17 protein-coding genes are annotated in these 17,207 nt (G+C 73.6%); 8 read left to right on the top strand and 9 right to left on the bottom strand.

Annotated elements, in window-relative coordinates:
* The first annotated feature begins 16 nt into the window (after positions 1 to 16).
* Positions 17 to 694, top strand: a complete 678-nt coding sequence (locus tag AC3WT4_RS14740; RefSeq protein WP_492315791.1) for a hypothetical protein — start codon at positions 17 to 19, stop codon at positions 692 to 694.
* A gap of 41 nt (positions 695 to 735) precedes the next feature.
* Here the strand turns inward: AC3WT4_RS14740 and metH are convergent, their stop codons facing one another.
* A complete protein-coding gene (metH, locus tag AC3WT4_RS14735; protein ID WP_492315790.1) occupies positions 736 to 4,329 on the bottom strand; it encodes a methionine synthase in 3,594 nt (1,197 codons plus the stop codon).
* Between the two features lie 121 nt (positions 4,330 to 4,450).
* On the opposite strand from metH, the gene AC3WT4_RS14730 reads away from it, so the two are divergent.
* Positions 4,451 to 5,584, top strand: coding sequence for a GNAT family N-acetyltransferase (locus tag AC3WT4_RS14730; protein WP_492315789.1), 1,134 nt, complete (start codon positions 4,451 to 4,453; stop codon positions 5,582 to 5,584).
* A gap of 19 nt (positions 5,585 to 5,603) precedes the next feature.
* Here AC3WT4_RS14730 and ypfJ read toward each other — a convergent pair whose 3' ends face one another.
* The 3 genes from ypfJ to AC3WT4_RS14715 are packed head-to-tail and all read right to left on the bottom strand — an operon-like array spanning position 5,604 to position 7,451.
* Entirely contained in the window at positions 5,604 to 6,509 is a 906-nt protein-coding gene (gene ypfJ / locus AC3WT4_RS14725; protein WP_108047534.1) for a KPN_02809 family neutral zinc metallopeptidase, read from the bottom strand.
* Positions 6,510 to 6,543: 34 nt separating this feature from the next.
* Entirely contained in the window at positions 6,544 to 7,077 is a 534-nt protein-coding gene (locus AC3WT4_RS14720) for a hypothetical protein (protein WP_108047536.1), read from the bottom strand.
* A gap of 5 nt (positions 7,078 to 7,082) precedes the next feature.
* A complete protein-coding gene (locus AC3WT4_RS14715) occupies positions 7,083 to 7,451 on the bottom strand; it encodes a hypothetical protein (RefSeq protein ID WP_074807068.1) in 369 nt (122 codons plus the stop codon).
* Between the two features lie 251 nt (positions 7,452 to 7,702).
* Between AC3WT4_RS14715 and abc-f the strand changes: the two genes are divergently transcribed.
* A complete protein-coding gene (gene abc-f / locus AC3WT4_RS14710; protein WP_255179031.1) occupies positions 7,703 to 9,301 on the top strand; it encodes a ribosomal protection-like ABC-F family protein in 1,599 nt (532 codons plus the stop codon).
* 25 nt (positions 9,302 to 9,326) lie between these two features.
* Here the strand turns inward: abc-f and AC3WT4_RS14705 are convergent, their stop codons facing one another.
* From AC3WT4_RS14705 to AC3WT4_RS14695, 3 genes are read right to left on the bottom strand one after another with little or no spacing between them, the layout of a single operon-like run.
* A complete protein-coding gene (locus tag AC3WT4_RS14705) occupies positions 9,327 to 10,313 on the bottom strand; it encodes an SURF1 family cytochrome oxidase biogenesis protein (protein ID WP_492315788.1) in 987 nt (328 codons plus the stop codon).
* Entirely contained in the window at positions 10,310 to 10,558 is a 249-nt protein-coding gene (locus AC3WT4_RS14700) for a hypothetical protein (protein ID WP_108047547.1), read from the bottom strand. Before AC3WT4_RS14700 ends, AC3WT4_RS14705 begins: the two co-directional genes overlap by 4 nt.
* Positions 10,555 to 10,923: a DUF3099 domain-containing protein gene (locus AC3WT4_RS14695; protein WP_074807059.1), complete on the bottom strand. Its 369-nt coding sequence runs from the start codon at positions 10,921 to 10,923 to the stop codon at positions 10,555 to 10,557. Before AC3WT4_RS14695 ends, AC3WT4_RS14700 begins: the two co-directional genes overlap by 4 nt.
* Before the next feature lie 198 nt (positions 10,924 to 11,121).
* On the opposite strand from AC3WT4_RS14695, the gene fabG reads away from it, so the two are divergent.
* The 3 genes from fabG to AC3WT4_RS14680 all read left to right on the top strand — a co-directional run bounded on the left by fabG (position 11,122) and on the right by AC3WT4_RS14680 (position 13,287).
* Complete coding sequence (gene fabG, locus AC3WT4_RS14690) at positions 11,122 to 11,847, top strand: 3-oxoacyl-ACP reductase FabG (protein WP_108047549.1); 726 nt, start codon at positions 11,122 to 11,124, stop codon at positions 11,845 to 11,847.
* A 121-nt stretch (positions 11,848 to 11,968) separates the two neighbouring features.
* The gene (gene fabI, locus AC3WT4_RS14685) at positions 11,969 to 12,736 is read left to right on the top strand and encodes an enoyl-ACP reductase FabI (protein WP_074807053.1); all 768 of its coding nucleotides are present in this window, start codon (positions 11,969 to 11,971) and stop codon (positions 12,734 to 12,736) included.
* The gene (locus AC3WT4_RS14680; RefSeq protein WP_074807051.1) at positions 12,733 to 13,287 is read left to right on the top strand and encodes a SixA phosphatase family protein; all 555 of its coding nucleotides are present in this window, start codon (positions 12,733 to 12,735) and stop codon (positions 13,285 to 13,287) included. Before fabI ends, AC3WT4_RS14680 begins: the two co-directional genes overlap by 4 nt.
* A gap of 70 nt (positions 13,288 to 13,357) precedes the next feature.
* Here the strand turns inward: AC3WT4_RS14680 and serB are convergent, their stop codons facing one another.
* Together serB and glgC are read right to left on the bottom strand one after the other, a co-directional pair.
* Positions 13,358 to 14,026, bottom strand: a complete 669-nt coding sequence (gene serB, locus AC3WT4_RS14675; RefSeq protein ID WP_492315787.1) for a phosphoserine phosphatase SerB — start codon at positions 14,024 to 14,026, stop codon at positions 13,358 to 13,360.
* 86 nt (positions 14,027 to 14,112) lie between these two features.
* Positions 14,113 to 15,354 carry a glucose-1-phosphate adenylyltransferase gene (glgC, locus tag AC3WT4_RS14670; protein WP_074807048.1) on the bottom strand — a complete coding sequence of 414 codons (1,242 nt, stop codon included), beginning with the start codon at positions 15,352 to 15,354 and terminating at the stop codon, positions 14,113 to 14,115.
* Positions 15,355 to 15,473: 119 nt separating this feature from the next.
* Here glgC and glgA point away from each other — a divergent pair, with 119 nt between their 5' ends.
* Positions 15,474 to 16,685 (top strand): glycogen synthase, encoded by a 1,212-nt coding sequence (glgA, locus tag AC3WT4_RS14665; RefSeq protein ID WP_400113151.1) that lies wholly within the window; start codon positions 15,474 to 15,476, stop codon positions 16,683 to 16,685.
* On the top strand, positions 16,682 to 17,164 hold the full coding sequence (locus AC3WT4_RS14660; RefSeq protein ID WP_492315786.1) for an SRPBCC domain-containing protein: 483 nt from the start codon (positions 16,682 to 16,684) through the stop codon (positions 17,162 to 17,164). Before glgA ends, AC3WT4_RS14660 begins: the two co-directional genes overlap by 4 nt.
* Positions 17,165 to 17,207: the final 43 nt, after the last annotated feature.

The raw sequence follows: 17,207 nt of genomic DNA, 5'->3' as shown, positions 1-17,207 counted from the left end.
TGTGCTCTCAGGACTCGTGGTCGCCGTCGTCCTCGCGGTCGTCCCCGGGTGCGCGCTGCCGATCGTCGAGACCGACGACGGCGCGACCCCTGTGGCGGCAGCGTCATCCCGGGGCGAGAACGAGTCGAGCGAGGGCGAGTCGGCGACCCCCGGACCTGCCTCGGGAGCGGAGCACGCGATCGTGTCGGGCCAGCCGATCCGGACGCCGTGCTGGTCCTACGAGGGTCCTGAGGCCTTCGTGAACAACGTGTCCACGGAGGAGGAGGACCGCTGCCACGGGGCCCTCGAGCTCTGGGGCGAGGTCGTCGACGGGGCGGTGGTGCCCACGGGCGTCGGGACGGTCTACGGGCAGGTGTCGGTCCAACCGGTGCGGGTCGCGACGTCCGAGGCGTGGGGGGTCGGGACCGATCTCGGGGGAGCGGTCGACCTCCTCGCGGACTCGTACTTCGCGGAGAACGGCAGCATCCTCAGCCTGCACGAGGCGACCACCCTCGACGGCGTCCCGGCGAACATCACCCGGGTCGACGGAACCTTCGAGGAGACGCGGACGAAGGCCTTCGTCACGGCCTTCGCACCCGAGCGGTTCACGACGGGCACCGACGAGGTGCAGTTCTTCGTGATCGCGATCATCACCCCCTACGACAACGGCGACGAGCTCATCGAGCAGGTGGCGGGTTCGTGGACGTGGTCCTGACGCGGCACCTCGTGCGCTCGGGGACGTCGTCCCCAGGAACGTCAGACGCTGAAGTACTTGGCCTCGGGGTGATGGAACACGAAACAGTCTGTCGACTGCTCGGGGTGGAGCTGGAGCTCCGCGGAGAGCTCGACACCCACGCGCTCGGGGCGCAGGAGCTCGACGACCTTCGTGCGGTCCTCCATGTCCGGGCAGGCGGGGTAACCGAGCGAGAAGCGTGCCCCGCGGTACTCGAGCTTGAACATGCCCTCGACCTCGCTCGGGTCCTCGTCGGCGAACCCGAGCTCGGCGCGCACGCGCGAGTGCCACATCTCGGCCAGCGCCTCGGTGAGCTGCACCGAGAGGCCGTGCAGCTCCATGTACTCGCGGTAGTGGTTCCCGGCGAACAGCTTCGCCGTGTGGTGGTCGACGCTCGCGCCCATGGTCACGAGCTGGACGGGCAGCACGTCGTAGCGGCCGGTCTCCTCGACCCACGACCGCGGCTTGACGAAGTCGGCGAGGCACAGGTGGCGGTCGCGGCGCTGGCGCGGGAAGGTGAAGCGCAGCCGCTCGGTCCCGGGCTCGCCGCCCGACCCGCCGTCGGGCGCGCCGATCCCCGCGAGCCCGGCGCCGTGGTGCGCGACGACGACGTCGTCACCCTCCGACCACACCGGGAAGTACCCGTACACGACCGACGGGTCGACGACGCCCTCGGTGCGGATCCGCTCGTACCAGGCGTTGAGGCGCGGGCGACCCTCGGTCTCGACGAGCTCCTCGTACGACGCCCCGTCGTCGCCACGCCCCGGCTTGAGACCCCACTGGCCCATGAACGTCGCGCGCTCGTCGAGGAACGCCGCGTACTCGGCGAGCTGGACGCCCTTGACGAGGCGCGTGCCCCAGAACGGGGGAGCGGGCACCGGGTTGTCGGCCGCGACGTCGGACCGCGCGGGCAGGTCCTCGACGGGCGTCTCGGTCACGGTGACCACCGCGTGCCGGCGCTTCTTCAGCGCGGGCAGCCCGACGGCGTCGGGCGACTCGCCGCGCGCGACGCGCACGAGCGGCTCCATGAGGCGCAGGCCCTCGAACGCGTCGCGCGCGTACCGGACCACGCCCGGGAACTGGCCCGCGAGGTCGTCCTCGACGTACGTGCGCGTGAGCGCCGCGCCACCGAGCAGGACCGGCCAGCGGCCGGCGAGCCCGCGCGACGCGAGCTCCGCGAGGTTCTCCTTCATGACGACGGTGGACTTCACGAGGAGCCCGGACATGCCGATGACGTCGGCGTCGTGCTCCTCGGCGGCCTCGATCATCGCGGAGATCGGCTGCTTGATGCCGATGTTCACGACCGTGTAGCCGTTGTTGGTGAGGATGATGTCGACGAGGTTCTTGCCGATGTCGTGCACGTCGCCGCGCACGGTCGCGAGCACGATCGTGCCCTTGGACCCGCTCGCGCCCTCGACCTTCTCCATGTGCGGCTCGAGATAGGCGACCGCCGTCTTCATGACCTCGGCCGACTGGAGCACGAAGGGGAGCTGCATCTCACCGCGCCCGAACAGGTCGCCCACGACCTTCATGCCCTCGAGCAGGTGCTCGTTGACGATGTCGAGCGCCGAGATGCCCGACGCCATCGCGGCGTCGAGGTCGTCCTCCAGTCCCTTGCGCGCGCCGTCGACGATCCGGCGCTCGAGCCGCTCGCCGACGGGGAGCGCCGCGAGCTCGGCCGCGCGCTGGTCCTTGAGCGCCGCCGAGTCCACGCCCTCGAACAGCTCGAGCAACCGGGCGAGCGGGTCGTGCACGAGGTTCCCCTCGTCGTCGTACCGCCGCCGGTCCCACACGAGGTCGAGCGCTGCCTCGCGCTGCTCGTCGGGGATCTGCGCGAGGGGGAGGATCTTCGCGGCGTGCACGATCGCGGAGTCCAGCCCGGCCTCGACCGCCTCGTGGAGGAACACCGAGTTGAGCACCGTGCGGGCCGCGGGGTTGAGGCCGAACGACACGTTCGAGACGCCGAGCGTCGTGTGGATGCCGGGGTAGCGGCGCGTGATCTCGCGGATCGCCTCGATCGTCTCGATCGCGTCGCGCCGCGTCTCCTCCTGACCCGTGGCGATGGGGAACGTGAGGGCGTCGACGATGATGTCGTCCACGCGCAGGCCCCAGTCACGCGTCAGCGTCTCGACGAGCCGGGTCGCGATCTCCACCTTGCCCGACGCGGTGCGGGCCTGGCCCTCCTCGTCGATCGTCAGCGCGACGACGGCCGCCCCGTGCTCGACGACGTGCGGCATGATCCGCGCGAACCGCGACGTCGGCCCGTCGCCGTCCTCGAAGTTCACCGAGTTCACGACGGCGCGCCCGCCCACGAGCTCGAGGCCCGCCGCGATGACCTCGGGCTCGGTCGAGTCGATGACGAGCGGGAGCGTCGACGCGCTCGCGAGGCGCGAGACGACCTGCTGCACGTCCGCGACGCCGTCGCGACCCACGTAGTCGATGCAGACGTCGAGGAGGTGCGCGCCGTCGCGCGTCTGGGCGCGCGCGATCTCGACGCACTCGTCCCAGTTCTCCGCCAGCATCGCCTCGCGGAACGCCTTCGACCCGTTCGCGTTCGTGCGCTCGCCGATCGCGAGGAAGGACGCGTCCTGGTGCAGGTCGGTGTGCGAGTACAGGCTCGCGACGCCGTTCTCCCGCTCAGGGTGGCGCTCGACGACCGGCCGCGCGCGCACCGCCTCGACGACGCGGCGCAGGTGCTCGGGCGTCGTGCCGCAGCAGCCGCCCACGAGGCCCAGGCCGAACTCGGTGACGAACTGGGTGTGCGCGGCGGCGAGCTCGTCCGGCGTCAGCGGGTACGTCGCGCCGTTCGGGCCGAGCACCGGCAGCCCCGCGTTGGGCATGCACGTCACGGGGATCTCCGCGTGCCGCGACAGGTGCCGCAGGTGCTCGCTCATCTCGGCCGGGCCGGTCGCGCAGTTGAGACCGATCGCGTCGACGCCGAGCGCCTGGAGCGTGGTCAGCGCGGCCCCGATCTCGGAGCCCATGAGCATCGTGCCCGTGGTCTCGACCGTCACCTGGACGATCACGGGCACCTCGCGCCCGACGTCGCGCATCGCGTTCCGCGACCCGGTCACCGCGGCCTTCGCCTGGAGCAGGTCCTGGCTCGTCTCGACGAGGATCGCGTCGGCTCCGCCCTCCAGCAGGCCCGCGGCCTGCTCGGCGAACGTGTCGCGCAGGTGCGCGTACGTCGTGTGCCCGAGGCTCGGCAGCTTGGTCCCCGGACCCATCGAGCCGAGCACCCAGCGCGGGTGGTCGGCGGTCGCGTGGGCGTCCGCGCGCTCGCGCGCGATCCGCGCCCCGGCCGCGGCGAGCTCGCGGATCCGGTCGTCGATGTCGTAGTCCGACAGGTTGGACCAGTTGGCGCCGAACGTGTTCGTCTCGATCGCGTCCACCCCGACCTCGAGGTACGCGTCGTGCACCGCGGCGATGATGTCGGGTCGCGAGACGTTGAGGATCTCGTTGCAGCCCTCGAGCCCCTGGTAGTCCTCGAGCGTCGGGTCCTGCTCCTGGATCATCGTGCCCATCGCGCCGTCGGCCACGACGACGCGCGTGCGCAGCGCGTCCGCGAGGGCCCGGGAGCGGGCGTCGGCGAGGTCCTGAGGAACGGCGGTCGGCATGCTCGCAGCGTAGATCGCGTGCGGCACGGCACGGGGAGCCGTCTCAGCCTGCCGACGCGCCGCGCGGACGTCATGGGAAAAGCACGTGCCCGACGGCGCGAGCCCCCCTACCGTGGTCGCCATGTCCTCTCCCTCGACGACCGACCGCGCCGAGGCGGCGCCCCCGACGCTCGCCCCGATCGCCGAGCGCGCCGCCGCGCCGTCGACCCTGCCGCCGGTCACCGCGGCCGGGCTCACGTGGCGCTCCGCCACGCCTGCCGACGCGCCGGCCCTGCTCACGCTGCGCAACGACATCGCGGAGGCGGACGACGAGCCGTACCGCGAGACGCTCGCGGAGATCGAGGAGATCTTCACCGCTCCGTGGCGCGACGTCGCGGCCGACTCGATCGTCGGCGTCGACGCCGACGGGACGCTGCGCGCCTACGGGATGGTCGACACCAACCCGGGGGACGAGCGCACCGTGCGGGCGTTCCTCGGCGGCGGCGTCCACCCGACCCACCGGGGGCGGGGCATCGGGCGCGAGGTGCTCGCCTGGCAGGTCGCTCGTGCCCGGCAGGTGCTCGCCGCGAGCGGCAAGGAGCTGCCCGCGCGGCTCGCCGTCTTCGGGGAGGACACCGACCCGCCCGAGAAGGCGCGGCTCTACGCGCGGTTCGGGTTCGCCGCCCGCCGCTTCTACTCCGACCTGCGCCGCGACCTCGCGGCCCCGGTGCCCGACGTCCCGCTCGACGGGTCCCTGCGCGTCGTCCCCTGGACCACCGAGCTCGACGAGGCGACGCGCCTCGCGCACAACGACGCGTTCCGCGACCACTGGGGGAGCGAGCCCCGCACCGCCGAGGCCTGGACGCACGGGCGCAGCGAGTTCGCGCCGCAGTGGTCGTTCCTCGTGGTCGACGACGCGCCCGACGTCGACGCGCTCCTCGCCGACCCGGCCACCGACCCCGAGACCGCGGCCGCGCTGCGCGCGGGCGAGCCGCTCGTCGTCGGCTACGAGATGGCGGGCCGGTACGACGAGGACTTCCCCGTGCGCGGGTACACGTTCGGGTACACCGAGCTCCTCGGTGTCCGACGCGCGTACCGCGGCCGTCGCGTCGCCGTCGCGGCGCTCGCGGCCGCGATGCGCGCGTTCGCGGCGGACGGCATGCAGTACGCCGCGCTCGACGTCGACACCGAGAACCCGTCCGGTGCGCACGGCCTCTACGCGAGCCTCGGCTACGAGAAGGTCACCGGCTCGCGCATGTACTCGATCGAGCTCTGAGCGACCTCGGCGGGAGCGGTCACAACGTCGACGCGGAGAGCGCGTCGCAGTCCTGGAGCGTGCCGCCCTCGTAGCCGGTCGTGAACCAGCGCTGGCGCTGCTCGCTCGACCCGTGGGTCCAGCCCTCGGGGTTGACCTGGCCGGTCGCGGCCTCCTGGATGCGGTCGTCGCCGACGGCGGACGCCGCGGACAGCGCGTCGTCCAGCTGCTGCTCGGTGATCGGGGCGAGGAACGTCACGCCCGTGTCCGGGTCGACGGTGGTCGCGGCGTGCCCCGCCCACATGCCGGCGAGGCAGTCGGCCATGAGCTCGATGCGCACGGAGTCGGACTCCGGGCCCGTGCCCTGCCGGTCCGCCGTGTCCATGGCGCCGGTGAGCTGCTCGATGTGGTGCCCGAACTCGTGCGCGACGACGTACATCTCCGCGAGGCCGCCGTCGTTCGCGCCGAAGCGGTTCGTCAGGTCGTCGTAGAAGCCGAGGTCGATGTACACCGTCTGGTCGGGCGGGCAGTAGAACGGCCCGACGGCGCTCGTCGCCGCACCGCAGCCCGTCGAGACCTGCCCGGTGAAGCTCACGACCTCGGGCAGCGCGTACTCGACGCCGGCCTGCTCGGGGAGGGCCTCGGTCCAGTAGGCGTCGAGCGACTGGACGGTGCCGTTGAGCCGGCACTCGCGCGTCGTGTTCGCCTGCTCGGCGGTGCACGTGTCGATGTACTCCTGCTGACCGTCGCCGTACGCGCCCGGGTCCGACCCGTCGCCACCGGTCAGCGCGCTGAGGTCGACGCCCGTCTGGTTGCCGACGAACGCGATGAGCAGCGCGACGAGCACCGCGCCGATCCCGCCGCCCGCGATCAACGGGCCGCGCCCGCGGCCGCCACCCTTGCGGACGCGTCCGCCCTCGAACGATCCGCCTTCCTGGAATGTCACAGGGGAACGCTACCGCCGAGCGCGGCCGCAGGCCTCAGAAACGGACCAGTGCGCGCAGCACACGCGCGAGCAGGTCGTGGTCGCCGCGGTGCTCGTGCCGCTCACCGGGCCCGACGACGGGCGCCGGTGGCTCGCGACGCGGCAGCGTCCCGGGGTCCTCGCCCGGGGCCTCGGCGACGGTCTCGGCCAGGTAGGTGTCGACGAAGTCGACGAGGAACCGTTCGACGCGGCGGCCCGTGAGGGCGATGTTCCAGTCCGTCGGGCCCACGAGGATGACCGACAGGTCCTGCCCGAGCAGGTAGACGAAGACGCACGCCTCCGCGGTGTTGAGGATGCACCGCGCCGAGCTGCCCGGGACGGCCGGGCCCCGGGTGAGGGCCGCGGCGACGGCCCGCGCCACCTCGACCACCGGCCCGGGGGAGGGGCCGGCGCTGCCGAGGACCCGGCCGCCGGGCCCGAGCGCCAGCACGTGCGCCTCGTGGTCGAGGGCGTCGTCGATGCCCCGCAGCACGTCCACCACGCTGCGGGGGGCGACCCGCCCGGGCTGGTCGAGGGCGTCCGCGACCACGGGCGTCAGAGCGACAGCGACTCGTCGAGCTGGGCCAGGCCGCGGCGCGCGAGCGCGAGGTTCGCCCGTCCGCGGTCGAGCACGAGGTAGGAGAACGTGCCGCGCAGGCTCTCGCGCTGCGCGAGACGGATGAGGTGGTACTGGCGGCCGAGCGTGATGAGGATGTCCTCGATGCCGTCCTCGAGACCGAGCTGCTCGATCGCCCGGAGCTTGGCACGGATGACCTCGGTGTTGGCCGCCGCGGCGAGCTCGAGGTCGAACGGGGCGGTCTGCTTCTGGACCAGGGCCATCCCGCTGCTGTAGTCGACGACCGCGATCGCGATCGCCCCGTCCAGCTCGAGGACCGTGCTCAGTGCTGCTTCGGCGTTGCTCAACGTGCTCTCCTTGCTCGGGCCGGACCGCGGTCTCGTCCGTGGTCCGGGTCGTCCGGAGGCTAGCATGATGGGCTGATTGTCCCGTTCTGTTCCACGCCCGTCGGAGGCCCGGTGCGAGGGTTCGCGGGACCGGTCCGTGGAAAGACCGCGCGAGAGCGAGCCCGCGGCCCGTAGAATCGTCGGGCCCCGTCGATCGGATCGCCCCACCAGGCTGGATCCACCGGGGTCACCCCTTCGGAGAGGACCTGCACGTGATCACCGCCCACGGCGTCGAGCTGCGCGTCGGCGCCCGCGTCCTGCTGCACGAGGCGACGTTCCAGATCGCCGCGGGCGACCGGATCGGCCTCGTCGGCCGCAACGGCGCCGGCAAGACGACCCTGACCAAGACCCTCGCGGGCGAGACCCAGCCCACGGCGGGCAAGATCACGCGCGGCAACGACATCGGCTACCTGCCTCAGGACCCGCGCACCGGCGACCTCGACGTCATCGCGCTCGACCGGGTCCTCTCGGCACGCAACCTCGACAGGATCGTGCGCCAGATGCGCGAGACCGAGGGCGCGATGGCGAGCGCGGACGCGGAGACCCACGAGGCCGCGATGGAGCGCTACCCCAAGCTCGAGGCACGGTTCCTCGCGGCGGGCGGGTACGCGGCCGAGAGCGAGGCGCACCGCATCACGAGCAACCTCGGACTCGACGACCGCGTGCTCGGTCAGCCGCTGAGCACGCTGTCCGGCGGGCAGCGCCGCCGCATCGAGCTCGCGCGCATCCTCTTCTCCGGCGTCGAGACGCTGCTCCTCGACGAGCCGACGAACCACCTCGACGCGGACTCGATCGTCTGGCTGCGCGACTACCTCAAGTCGTACAGCGGCGGCTTCGTCGTGATCTCGCACGACGTCGAGCTGCTGCGCGCGACGGTCAACAAGGTGTTCCACCTCGACGCCAACCGCGGCGAGCTCGACCAGTACAACCTCGGCTGGGACGCCTACCTCGCGCAGCGCGAGTCCGACGAGCGGCGTCGTCGTCGCGAGCGGCAGAACGCGGAGAAGAAGGCGGGCGCGCTCCTCGCCCAGGGCGAGAAGATGCGCGCCAAGGCCACCAAGGCCGTCGCCGCGCAGCAGATGATGCGGCGCGCCGAGAAGATGCTCGCCGGCATCGAGGGCGAGCGCCAGAGCGACAAGGTCGCGAAGCTGCGCTTCCCGAAGCCCGCGCCGTGCGGCCGCACGCCGCTCACCGCGAGCGGGCTGTCCAAGGCCTACGGCTCGCAGGAGGTCTTCGCGGGCGTCGACCTCGCGATCGACCGCGGCAGCCGCGTCGTCGTGCTCGGCCTCAACGGCGCCGGCAAGACGACGCTCCTGCGCATCCTCGGCGGCGTCGAGCAGCCGGACACGGGCGAGGTGCACCCGGGCCACGGCCTGAAGATCGGGTACTACGCCCAGGAGCACGACACGCTCGACATGGACGCGACCGTCGTCGAGAACCTGCGTCACGCGGCGCCCGACCTCACGGACACGCAGGTGCGCTCGGTGCTCGGGTCGTTCCTGTTCTCCGGCGACGACGCGGACAAGCCGACGAACGTGCTGTCCGGCGGGGAGAAGACGCGCCTCGCGCTCGCGACGCTCGTCGTCTCGGCGGCGAACGTGCTGCTCCTCGACGAGCCGACGAACAACCTCGACCCGGCGTCGCGCGCCGAGATCCTCGGCGCGCTCAAGACGTACGAGGGCGCGGTCGTCATGGTCACGCACGACGACGGCGCGGTCGAGGCGCTCGAGCCCGAGCGGGTCCTCCTGCTGCCGGACGGCGACGAGGACCTGTGGAGCGACGAGTACGCGGAGCTCGTCTCGCTGGCCTGACGTGGCCTGATCCCCCCGGCGGGGCCTACCGCGGCGTGGGCTCCTGGGCGTCGAGCTGCGCGTCGATGAGCGCGTCCTCCTCGTCCTCGGCGCTCGGACGGCGTGAGCGCGGCTCCCGCCGGGCCCGCGCGGCGTCCGGGTCCTGGGCCGCGAGGAGGTCACCGGCGGTGAGGGTGGTCTCCTCCCCGCGCGCGTCGCGCCGGTCGCGGCGCACGAGGAGCCAGAACCCGGTGACGGCGCCGAGGGCGAACACCGCCCACTGGAACGCGTACGACAGGTGCGAGCCGGGGTCGGTGTCCGGCTTCGGCAGCGCCTCCAGGGTCTGCGCCGCGGCCGGGACCTCGGTGCGCAGCTGCCCGTAGGCACCCACCGTGCGGCCCTCGGCCCAGCCGCCGCCGTCCGGGCCGGCGGCGAGGACCTGGTCCGTCGCGATGGCCTGCACCTGGCCCGCGGGCGCGTCCCGGCCCGACGGCGGCTCGTCGCCGCGCAGCGTGACGGTCGCCTCGACGTCGCCCGCGGGGGGCGGGGGCACGTCCCCGGGGGTGACGGCGTCGGTCCCCAGCGGCACGAACCCGCGGTCCACGACGACGACGAGCCCGTCCGGCGCGGACGGCGTGGGGTTCGTCACGAACGGGACGAGCACGTGGAAGCCGGGGCTGCCGCCGACCGGCCGGTTGCGCAGCAGGACCGTGGCGTCCGTCTCGTAGCGGCCCTCGAGCGTCACCGGCCGCCAGAGGTCGGCCTCGTCGAGCTCCGCACCGGGGGCGGGGAGCACGTCCTCCACCGGGACCGGGGTCGACGTGTAGTTCGCCTCGATGCGCTCGATCTCGGCGTCGCGCGAGACGTAGCGGTTCCACTGCCAGCGGCCCGCGACGAGGCACAGCGCGACGAGGACGAGGACCCCGACCGCGAGCGTCGCCCACTGGCGCGGCGTGCGCGGCTGGTGGGCGTCCGCGGTGGCGCGCTGCGGCGTCGGGCCCGCGGGGACGTGCGGTGGTGCGGCCTGCGTCACGGGGCCGCCCGGCGCTCGAGCTCGTCGACCGGCACGGTCGAGCGCCAGAACGAGCGGGCGCCGAGGAACGTCTCCAGGTGCTCCCGGTGCGCGTCGCACGCGAGCCACACCTTGCGCCGCTCAGGCGTGTGGATCTTGGGGTTGTTCCACAGCAGACCCCACGCGGCGGCCTCGCGGCAGCCCTTGGCGCTGCACACCAGCTCCTCCTCGCCGACGGGGTCGGCGAGGCCCAGGACGTCGGTCACCGGCGGTCCTCCTCGTCGTCGTGCGGCTCGCGGGGCTCGGCGCCCGCGATGCCGTGGCTTCCGGGTGCTCCCGCCGTGGGCAGCGCCCGGTGCTCCATGGGGGAGGTGTCGTAGTGCGCCTGGTCGCGGCCCGCGTTGGCGACGAGCACCGCGCTGTACGGCAGCACGACCGCGCCGACGGCGAGGACCCAGGTCACCCAGCTGCCCTGCGCCAGGATGGCGCCGAAGATGCACACGAGGCGGATGCCCATCTGGATCAGGTACTTGCGCTCCCGGCGCGCCTGGTCCGCGGCGAGCGGTTCCGGGGCGGCGGTGATGCTCGGGACCGCCTCGGCCGACCTCCGGGCGGCGCGTCGTGTGGTCACCCGTCCAGTCTACGTTTGTCGGGACCCCACAAAGTGTGGGGGAGCGGTGTGACCTCGCCGCACCGCGCACCGCGGGCCCCGCGCACGGTACGGTCGGTGCGGCGCCGTCGCGCCGGGCCCGGCAGGGCCCACCCGGCACCGGCCGCGCGGGACCCGTCCCCGGCCGCCGACCCACCCGACCGTCCCGAGGAGCCGCACGTGTCCGAAGCCACCGCCCCCGCCCCGCGCACCGTCGTCGTCACCGGCGCGAACCGGGGCATCGGCCGTGCCATCGCCGAGCGCTTCGTCGCGAACGGCGACCGCGTCGCGACCGTCTACCGGGGCGGTGACCTGCCCGAGGGCGTCTTCGGCGCCGTGGCGGACATCACCGACACCGCCGCCGTCGACGCCGCGTTCTCCGAGATCGAGAAGGAGCTCGGCCCGGTCGAGGTGCTCGTCGCGAACGCGGGCGTCACGCACGACCAGCTCCTGCTGCGGATGACCGACGAGGACTTCGAGTCCGTGATCGACGTCAACCTCACCGGGACGTTCCGCTGCGTGCGCCGGGTGACGAAGGGCATGATCCGGCAGCGCCGCGGCCGCATCGTGCTCGTGTCGTCCGTGATCGGCCTCTACGGCGGCGCGGGCCAGGTCAACTACGCCGCGTCGAAGGCCGCGCTCGTCGGCATGGCACGCTCGATCACGCGCGAGCTCGGGTCGCGCAACATCACGGCGAACGTCGTGGCGCCCGGGTTCATCGACACCGCGATGACCGCCGAGCTCCCCGAGGAGCGCCAGGCCGCCTACAAGGCCGCCATCCCCGCGGGCCGCTTCGCCCAGGCGGACGAGGTCGCCGGCGTCGTGCAGTTCCTCGCGTCCGACGACGCCGCGTACGTCTCGGGCGCCGTGATCCCCGTCGACGGCGGCCTCGGCATGGGCCACTGACCGCTCTCGGCGGCGCGTCCCGCGCCCGCCAGCGGCGCCGTCACCGACGCGCCCGCCCCACCTCTCTTTCAGTACGCTCGCCTCAGCGCGCCCACAGCGGGCGCACGACGGAAGGAAACCGATGGGTCTGCTCGACGGCAAGAAGCTCCTCGTCACGGGAGTGCTCACCGACTCCTCGATCGCGTTCCACGCGGCGCGGCTCGCGCAGGAAGAGGGTGCCGAGGTCGTGCTCTCCTCGTTCGGCCGCCAGATGAAGCTCACGCAGGCCTTCGCGAAGCGCCTGCCGGTCGAGGCGCCCGTCGTGCAGCTCGACGTCACGGACGCCGACGACCTCGCCGGCCTCGCGGACGCGGTGCGCGAGCACACGGACCGCCTGGACGGCGTCGTGCACTCGATCGGCTTCGCGCCGCAGAGCGTCATGGGCGGCAACTTCCTCTCCGCCACCTGGGAGGACGTGGCGACCGCGCTCCAGGTCTCGACGTTCTCTTACAAGTCCCTCGCGGTCGCCGCGAAGCCCCTCATGACCGACGGCGGCGCCGTCGTCGGCCTGACGTTCGACGCGCAGTTCGCGTGGCCGGTCTACGACTGGATGGGCGTCGCGAAGGCGGGCCTCGAGTCCGCGAACCGCTACCTCGCGCGCGACCTCGGCCCCGACGGCATCCGGGCCAACCTCGTCTCCGCGGGCCCGATCCGCACCACGGCGGCGAAGTCCATCCCGGGCTTCGAGCAGATGGAGGACGGCTGGCCGAACCGGGCGCCCCTGGGCTGGGACCAGACGACGGCGGAGCCCGCCGCGCGCGCGGTCGTCGCGCTCCTGTCCGACTGGTTCCCGGCGACGACCGGTGAGATCGTGCACGTCGACGGCGGCGTGCACGCCATGGGGCAGTGACCGCGGAGCAGCGCAACGGCGCGCAGACCCCCGACGGCGGCACGCGCCGCCTCGTCCTGCTGCGCCACGCGAAGGCGGAGCCCGGCGGCGGGAGCGTCGACGACGTGCTGCGTCCCCTCGCGCTCAACGGCCGCCGGCAGGCGGTGCGCGTCGGTGCGGCGCTGCGCGAGACGGGGCTCGTCCCCGAGCGCGTGCTGTGCTCCTCCGCGCTGCGCACGCGCCAGACGTGGGAGCTCCTCGCGGCGCACCTGGGCGACGTCGAGCCCGACGTGCTGGTGAGCGACGGGCTGTACGCGGCCGACGTGGCCGACGTGCTGGACCTCCTGCGCACCACGGACCCGCGCGTCCGCACGCTTCTCGTCGTCGGGCACGAGCCCACGATGGCGGCCACGGCGTCGTACCTGGCCGACCCGGCGTCCGACGGCGGCGCGCTCGCCCAGGTGCGCGTCGGCGTGCCGACCGCGACGTACTCGGTGCTGGAGTCCGGGGCGTCGTGGGACGCGTGGGAGCCGCAGGCCGCCCTGCTGACGTACGTGGGCCGGCCGTCCTGACCCGAGCCCGGCGCACCCGCACGACGGAGCCCCGGCACCTCACGGTGCCGGGGCTCTCGCGCGTCCGGGGTCAGCGCGCGGCGTCGACCTGGTCGACGACCCCGAGCACCGCGTCGAGGCGCGGTCCGTCGACGCCGTAGGGCGCCTGCTCCCGCACGACGGGCTTGGCCGCGAAGGCGATGCCGACGCCCGCCGCGCCGATCATGTCGAGGTCGTTCGCGCCGTCGCCCACGGCGATCGTCGCGCTCATCGGCAGGCCGAGCTCGGCCGCGAACTCGCGCAGCGCCGCCGCCTTCGCCGCGCGGTCGACGACCGGCCCGGTCGTGCGGCCCGTGAGCCGCCCGTCGGAGACCTCGAGCCGGTTCGCGCGGAAGCGCGTGATGCCGAGCTCGGCCGCGAGCCCGGCGACGACCTCCTCGAAGCCGCCCGAGACGAGCGCGACCTCCCAGCCGCGGCGCCGGGCCTCGGCGACGAGCTCCCGCACGCCGGGGGTGAAGGTCGCGCGCGCGCGGACGTCGGCGAACGCCGCGACGGGCACGCCCGCGAGGGTCGCGACCCGTTCGCGCAGCGAGGCGCCGAAGTCGATCTCGCCGCGCATCGCGCGCTCGGTCACCGCGGCGACCTCGGCCCGCGTGCCCGCGTGGTCGGCGAGCAGCTCGATGACCTCCTGCTCGATGAGCGTCGAGTCGACGTCCATGACGAGGAGCCGCACGGGGGCGCTCGACGGGTCGGGGGTCACGCGAGGGCTCCTCGGGCTGGCGGTCGCGGGCGGGGCAGGGCTCGGCGCGGCGTCGGGCACGTGCACGACGCCGGTCGGGGAAGGCGTCACTCGACGACCGTCCCCTTGGGGACGACCGTGATCCCGGACTCGGTGACCGTGAAGCCGCGCGCGCGGTCCTGCTCGGGGTCGAGACCGATGCGGGCCTGCTCCCCGACGACGACGTTCTTGTCGATGATCGCGCGGTGCACCTGCGCGTGGCGGTGCACCTGCACGCCGTCCATGAGCACGGAGTCCGAGACGGACGACCACGAGTGCAGGTAGGTGCCGGGCGACAGGACGGAGCCGACCGCCGTCGCACCCGAGATGATGACGCCGGGGGAGACGATCGAGTCCGCGGCGTGGCCCAGGCGGCCGCGCCCGGCGTGCACGAACTTCGCGGGCGGCAGACCGGTGTAGCCGGTGTGCAGCGGCCACTCCTCGTTGTAGAGGTTGAAGACCGGCGTGACGGCGATGAGGTCCTTGTTCGCGTCGTAGTACGAGTCGATCGTCCCCACGTCGCGCCAGTAGTCGCGGTCGCGGTCGGTCGAGCCCGGCACGTCGTTGCGGATGAAGTCGTAGACCGCGGCGGTGCCCTTCTCGACGAAGGCCGGCACGATGTCGCCGCCCATGTCGTGGCGGGAGTCCGCGTTCGCGGCGTCGGACGTGACGGCCTCGATCAGCGCGTCGGTGTCGATGACGTAGTTGCCCATCGAGGCGAGCACCTCGTCCGGGGAGTCGGCGAGGCCCACCGGGTCCGCGGGCTTCTCGCGGAACGCGGCGATCTTCGTCGGGTCCTTCGGGTCGGTCTCGATGACGCCGAACTGGTCCGCCATCGAGATCGGCTGGCGGATGCCCGCGACGGTGAGCTGCGCGCCCGACTCGACGTGCGCGTCGACCATCTGGGAGAAGTCCATGCGGTACACGTGGTCCGCGCCCACGACCACGACGATGTCCGGGCGCTCGTCGTCGATGATGTTGAGGCACTGGTAGATCGCGTCCGCGCTGCCGAGGTACCAGTGCTTGCCGACGCGCTGCTGCGCGGGCACCGGCGCGACGTAGTTGCCGAGCAGGGACGACATGCGCCACGTCTTCGTGATGTGCCGGTCGAGGCTGTGCGACTTGTACTGCGTGAGCACGATGATGTGCAGGTAGTGGGAGTTCACGAGGTTGGACAGCGCGAAGTCCACGAGGCGGTAGATGCCCCCGAAGGGCACCGCGGGCTTGGCCCGCGAGGCGGTGAGCGGCATGAGGCGCTTGCCCTCGCCCCCGGCGAGGACGATGGCGAGGACTCGGGGTGCGGCGGCCATGCCCAGACGGTAGCCCCTCGGGGCGGGACCACGCAGCAGGACCCGCATCCTGGGCGCGGGTCGCTTCGGCCCCGCCCACCGGGGGGTCCGCGGCGGGCGACTCGGCTACGGTGTGGCGCGTGAGAGTCGACCTCCTGACCCGTGAGTACCCGCCGCACGTCTACGGCGGGGCCGGCGTGCACGTCGCCGAGCTGTCCGCGGTGCTGCGGCGCCACGTCGACGTGCGCGTGCGCTGCTTCGACGGCCCGCGCGGCGAGGACGGCGTGACCGGCTACTCCGTGCCCGGCGTCCTGTCCGGGGCGAACGCCGCGCTCGGCACGTTCGGCGTCGACCTGCAGATGGCGGACGACGTCGCGGGGGCCGACCTCGTGCACTCGCACACCTGGTACGCGAACCTCGGGGGCCACCTCGCGGGGCTGCTGCACGGCGTCCCGCACGTGCTGTCCGCGCACTCGCTCGAGCCCCTGCGGCCGTGGAAGGCGGAGCAGCTCGGCGGCGGGTACGCGCTGTCGTCGTGGGCGGAGCGCACCGCGTACGAGGGCGCGGCGGGGATCGTCGCGGTCTCCGGCGGGATGCGCGACGACATACTGCGCGTCTACCCGCAGGTCGACCCGGCGAAGGTGCACGTCGTGCACAACGGGATCGACCTCGACGGCTGGCGTCGCCCCGAGCCCGGCACCCAGCAGGACGTCGCCGACCGCGTCGTGCGCGACCTCGGCATCGACCCCGCCCGGCCCGCCGTGGTGTTCGTCGGGCGGATCACGCGCCAGAAGGGCCTGCCGTACCTGCTCCGGGCCGCGCGCTCGCTGCCCGACGAGGTCCAGCTCGTCCTGTGCGCGGGCGCCCCGGACACCCCGGAGATCGCCGCCGAGGTGAGCGGCGCCGTCGCGGAGCTCCAGGCCGAGCGCAGCGGGGTCGTCTGGATCGAGCAGATGCTGCCGCGTGCCGAGCTCGTCGCGGTGCTCGCCGCGTCGACCGTGTTCGTCTGCCCGTCCGTGTACGAGCCGCTCGGCATCGTCAACCTCGAGGCGATGGCCGTCGGGCTGCCCGTCGTCGGGACCGCCACGGGCGGTATCCCCGAGGTCGTGGACGACGGCGTCACCGGCCTCCTCGTGCCGATCGACCAGGCTGACGACGGCACGGGCACCCCGCTCGACCCCGACCGCTTCGTGGCCGACCTCGCGGCCGCGCTCACCCAGGTCGTGACCGACCCCGAGCGCGCCGCCGCGATGGGCCGCGCGGCCCGGCAGCGCGTCGAGGACCACTTCGCGTGGGACGCGATCGGCGATCGCACGCTCGAGGTCTACCGGACGGTGCTGGAGCAGTCGTGACCACCGCGGGGAGCGGCCGGGTCGACGAGGCGTCGCGCCTCGTCGCCGCCGCGCCCCGTGCCGTGTACCGCGCGCTCGTCGACGAGGACGCGCTCGCGGCCTGGCTCCCGCCCGACGGCATGACCGGCCGCTTCGAGCGCTTCGACCTGCGCCCCGGCGGCGGCTACCGCATGGTCCTCGCCTACGACGACCCGCAGGCCGACCCCGGCAAGACGGGCGAGGGGACCGACGTCGTCGACGTCGCGATCGTCGACCTCGACCCGGGCCGGAGCGTCGTGCAGCGGGTCGTCTTCGCCGCGGACGACCCGGCGGTCGCCGGGACCATGACGATGACGTGGACCGTCGAGCCGACCGCGGGCGGCACGCTCGTCACGGTCCGCGCCACGGACGTGCCGTCGGGCATCTCCCCGCAGGACCACGCCGTCGGGATGGCCTCCTCGCTCGCCCACCTCGACGCGTACGTGACGTCGCGCGCCTGACGACGGTGCCTGACGGGCCCTCGGCAGCGCGCGAGGTCGACCT

The sequence above is a fragment of the Cellulosimicrobium sp. EB106-03-01-XG111 genome (assembly GCF_058792115.1).
Note: the sequence above shows the minus strand (reverse complement) of the source record. Positions and strands in the feature narration are given on the sequence as shown.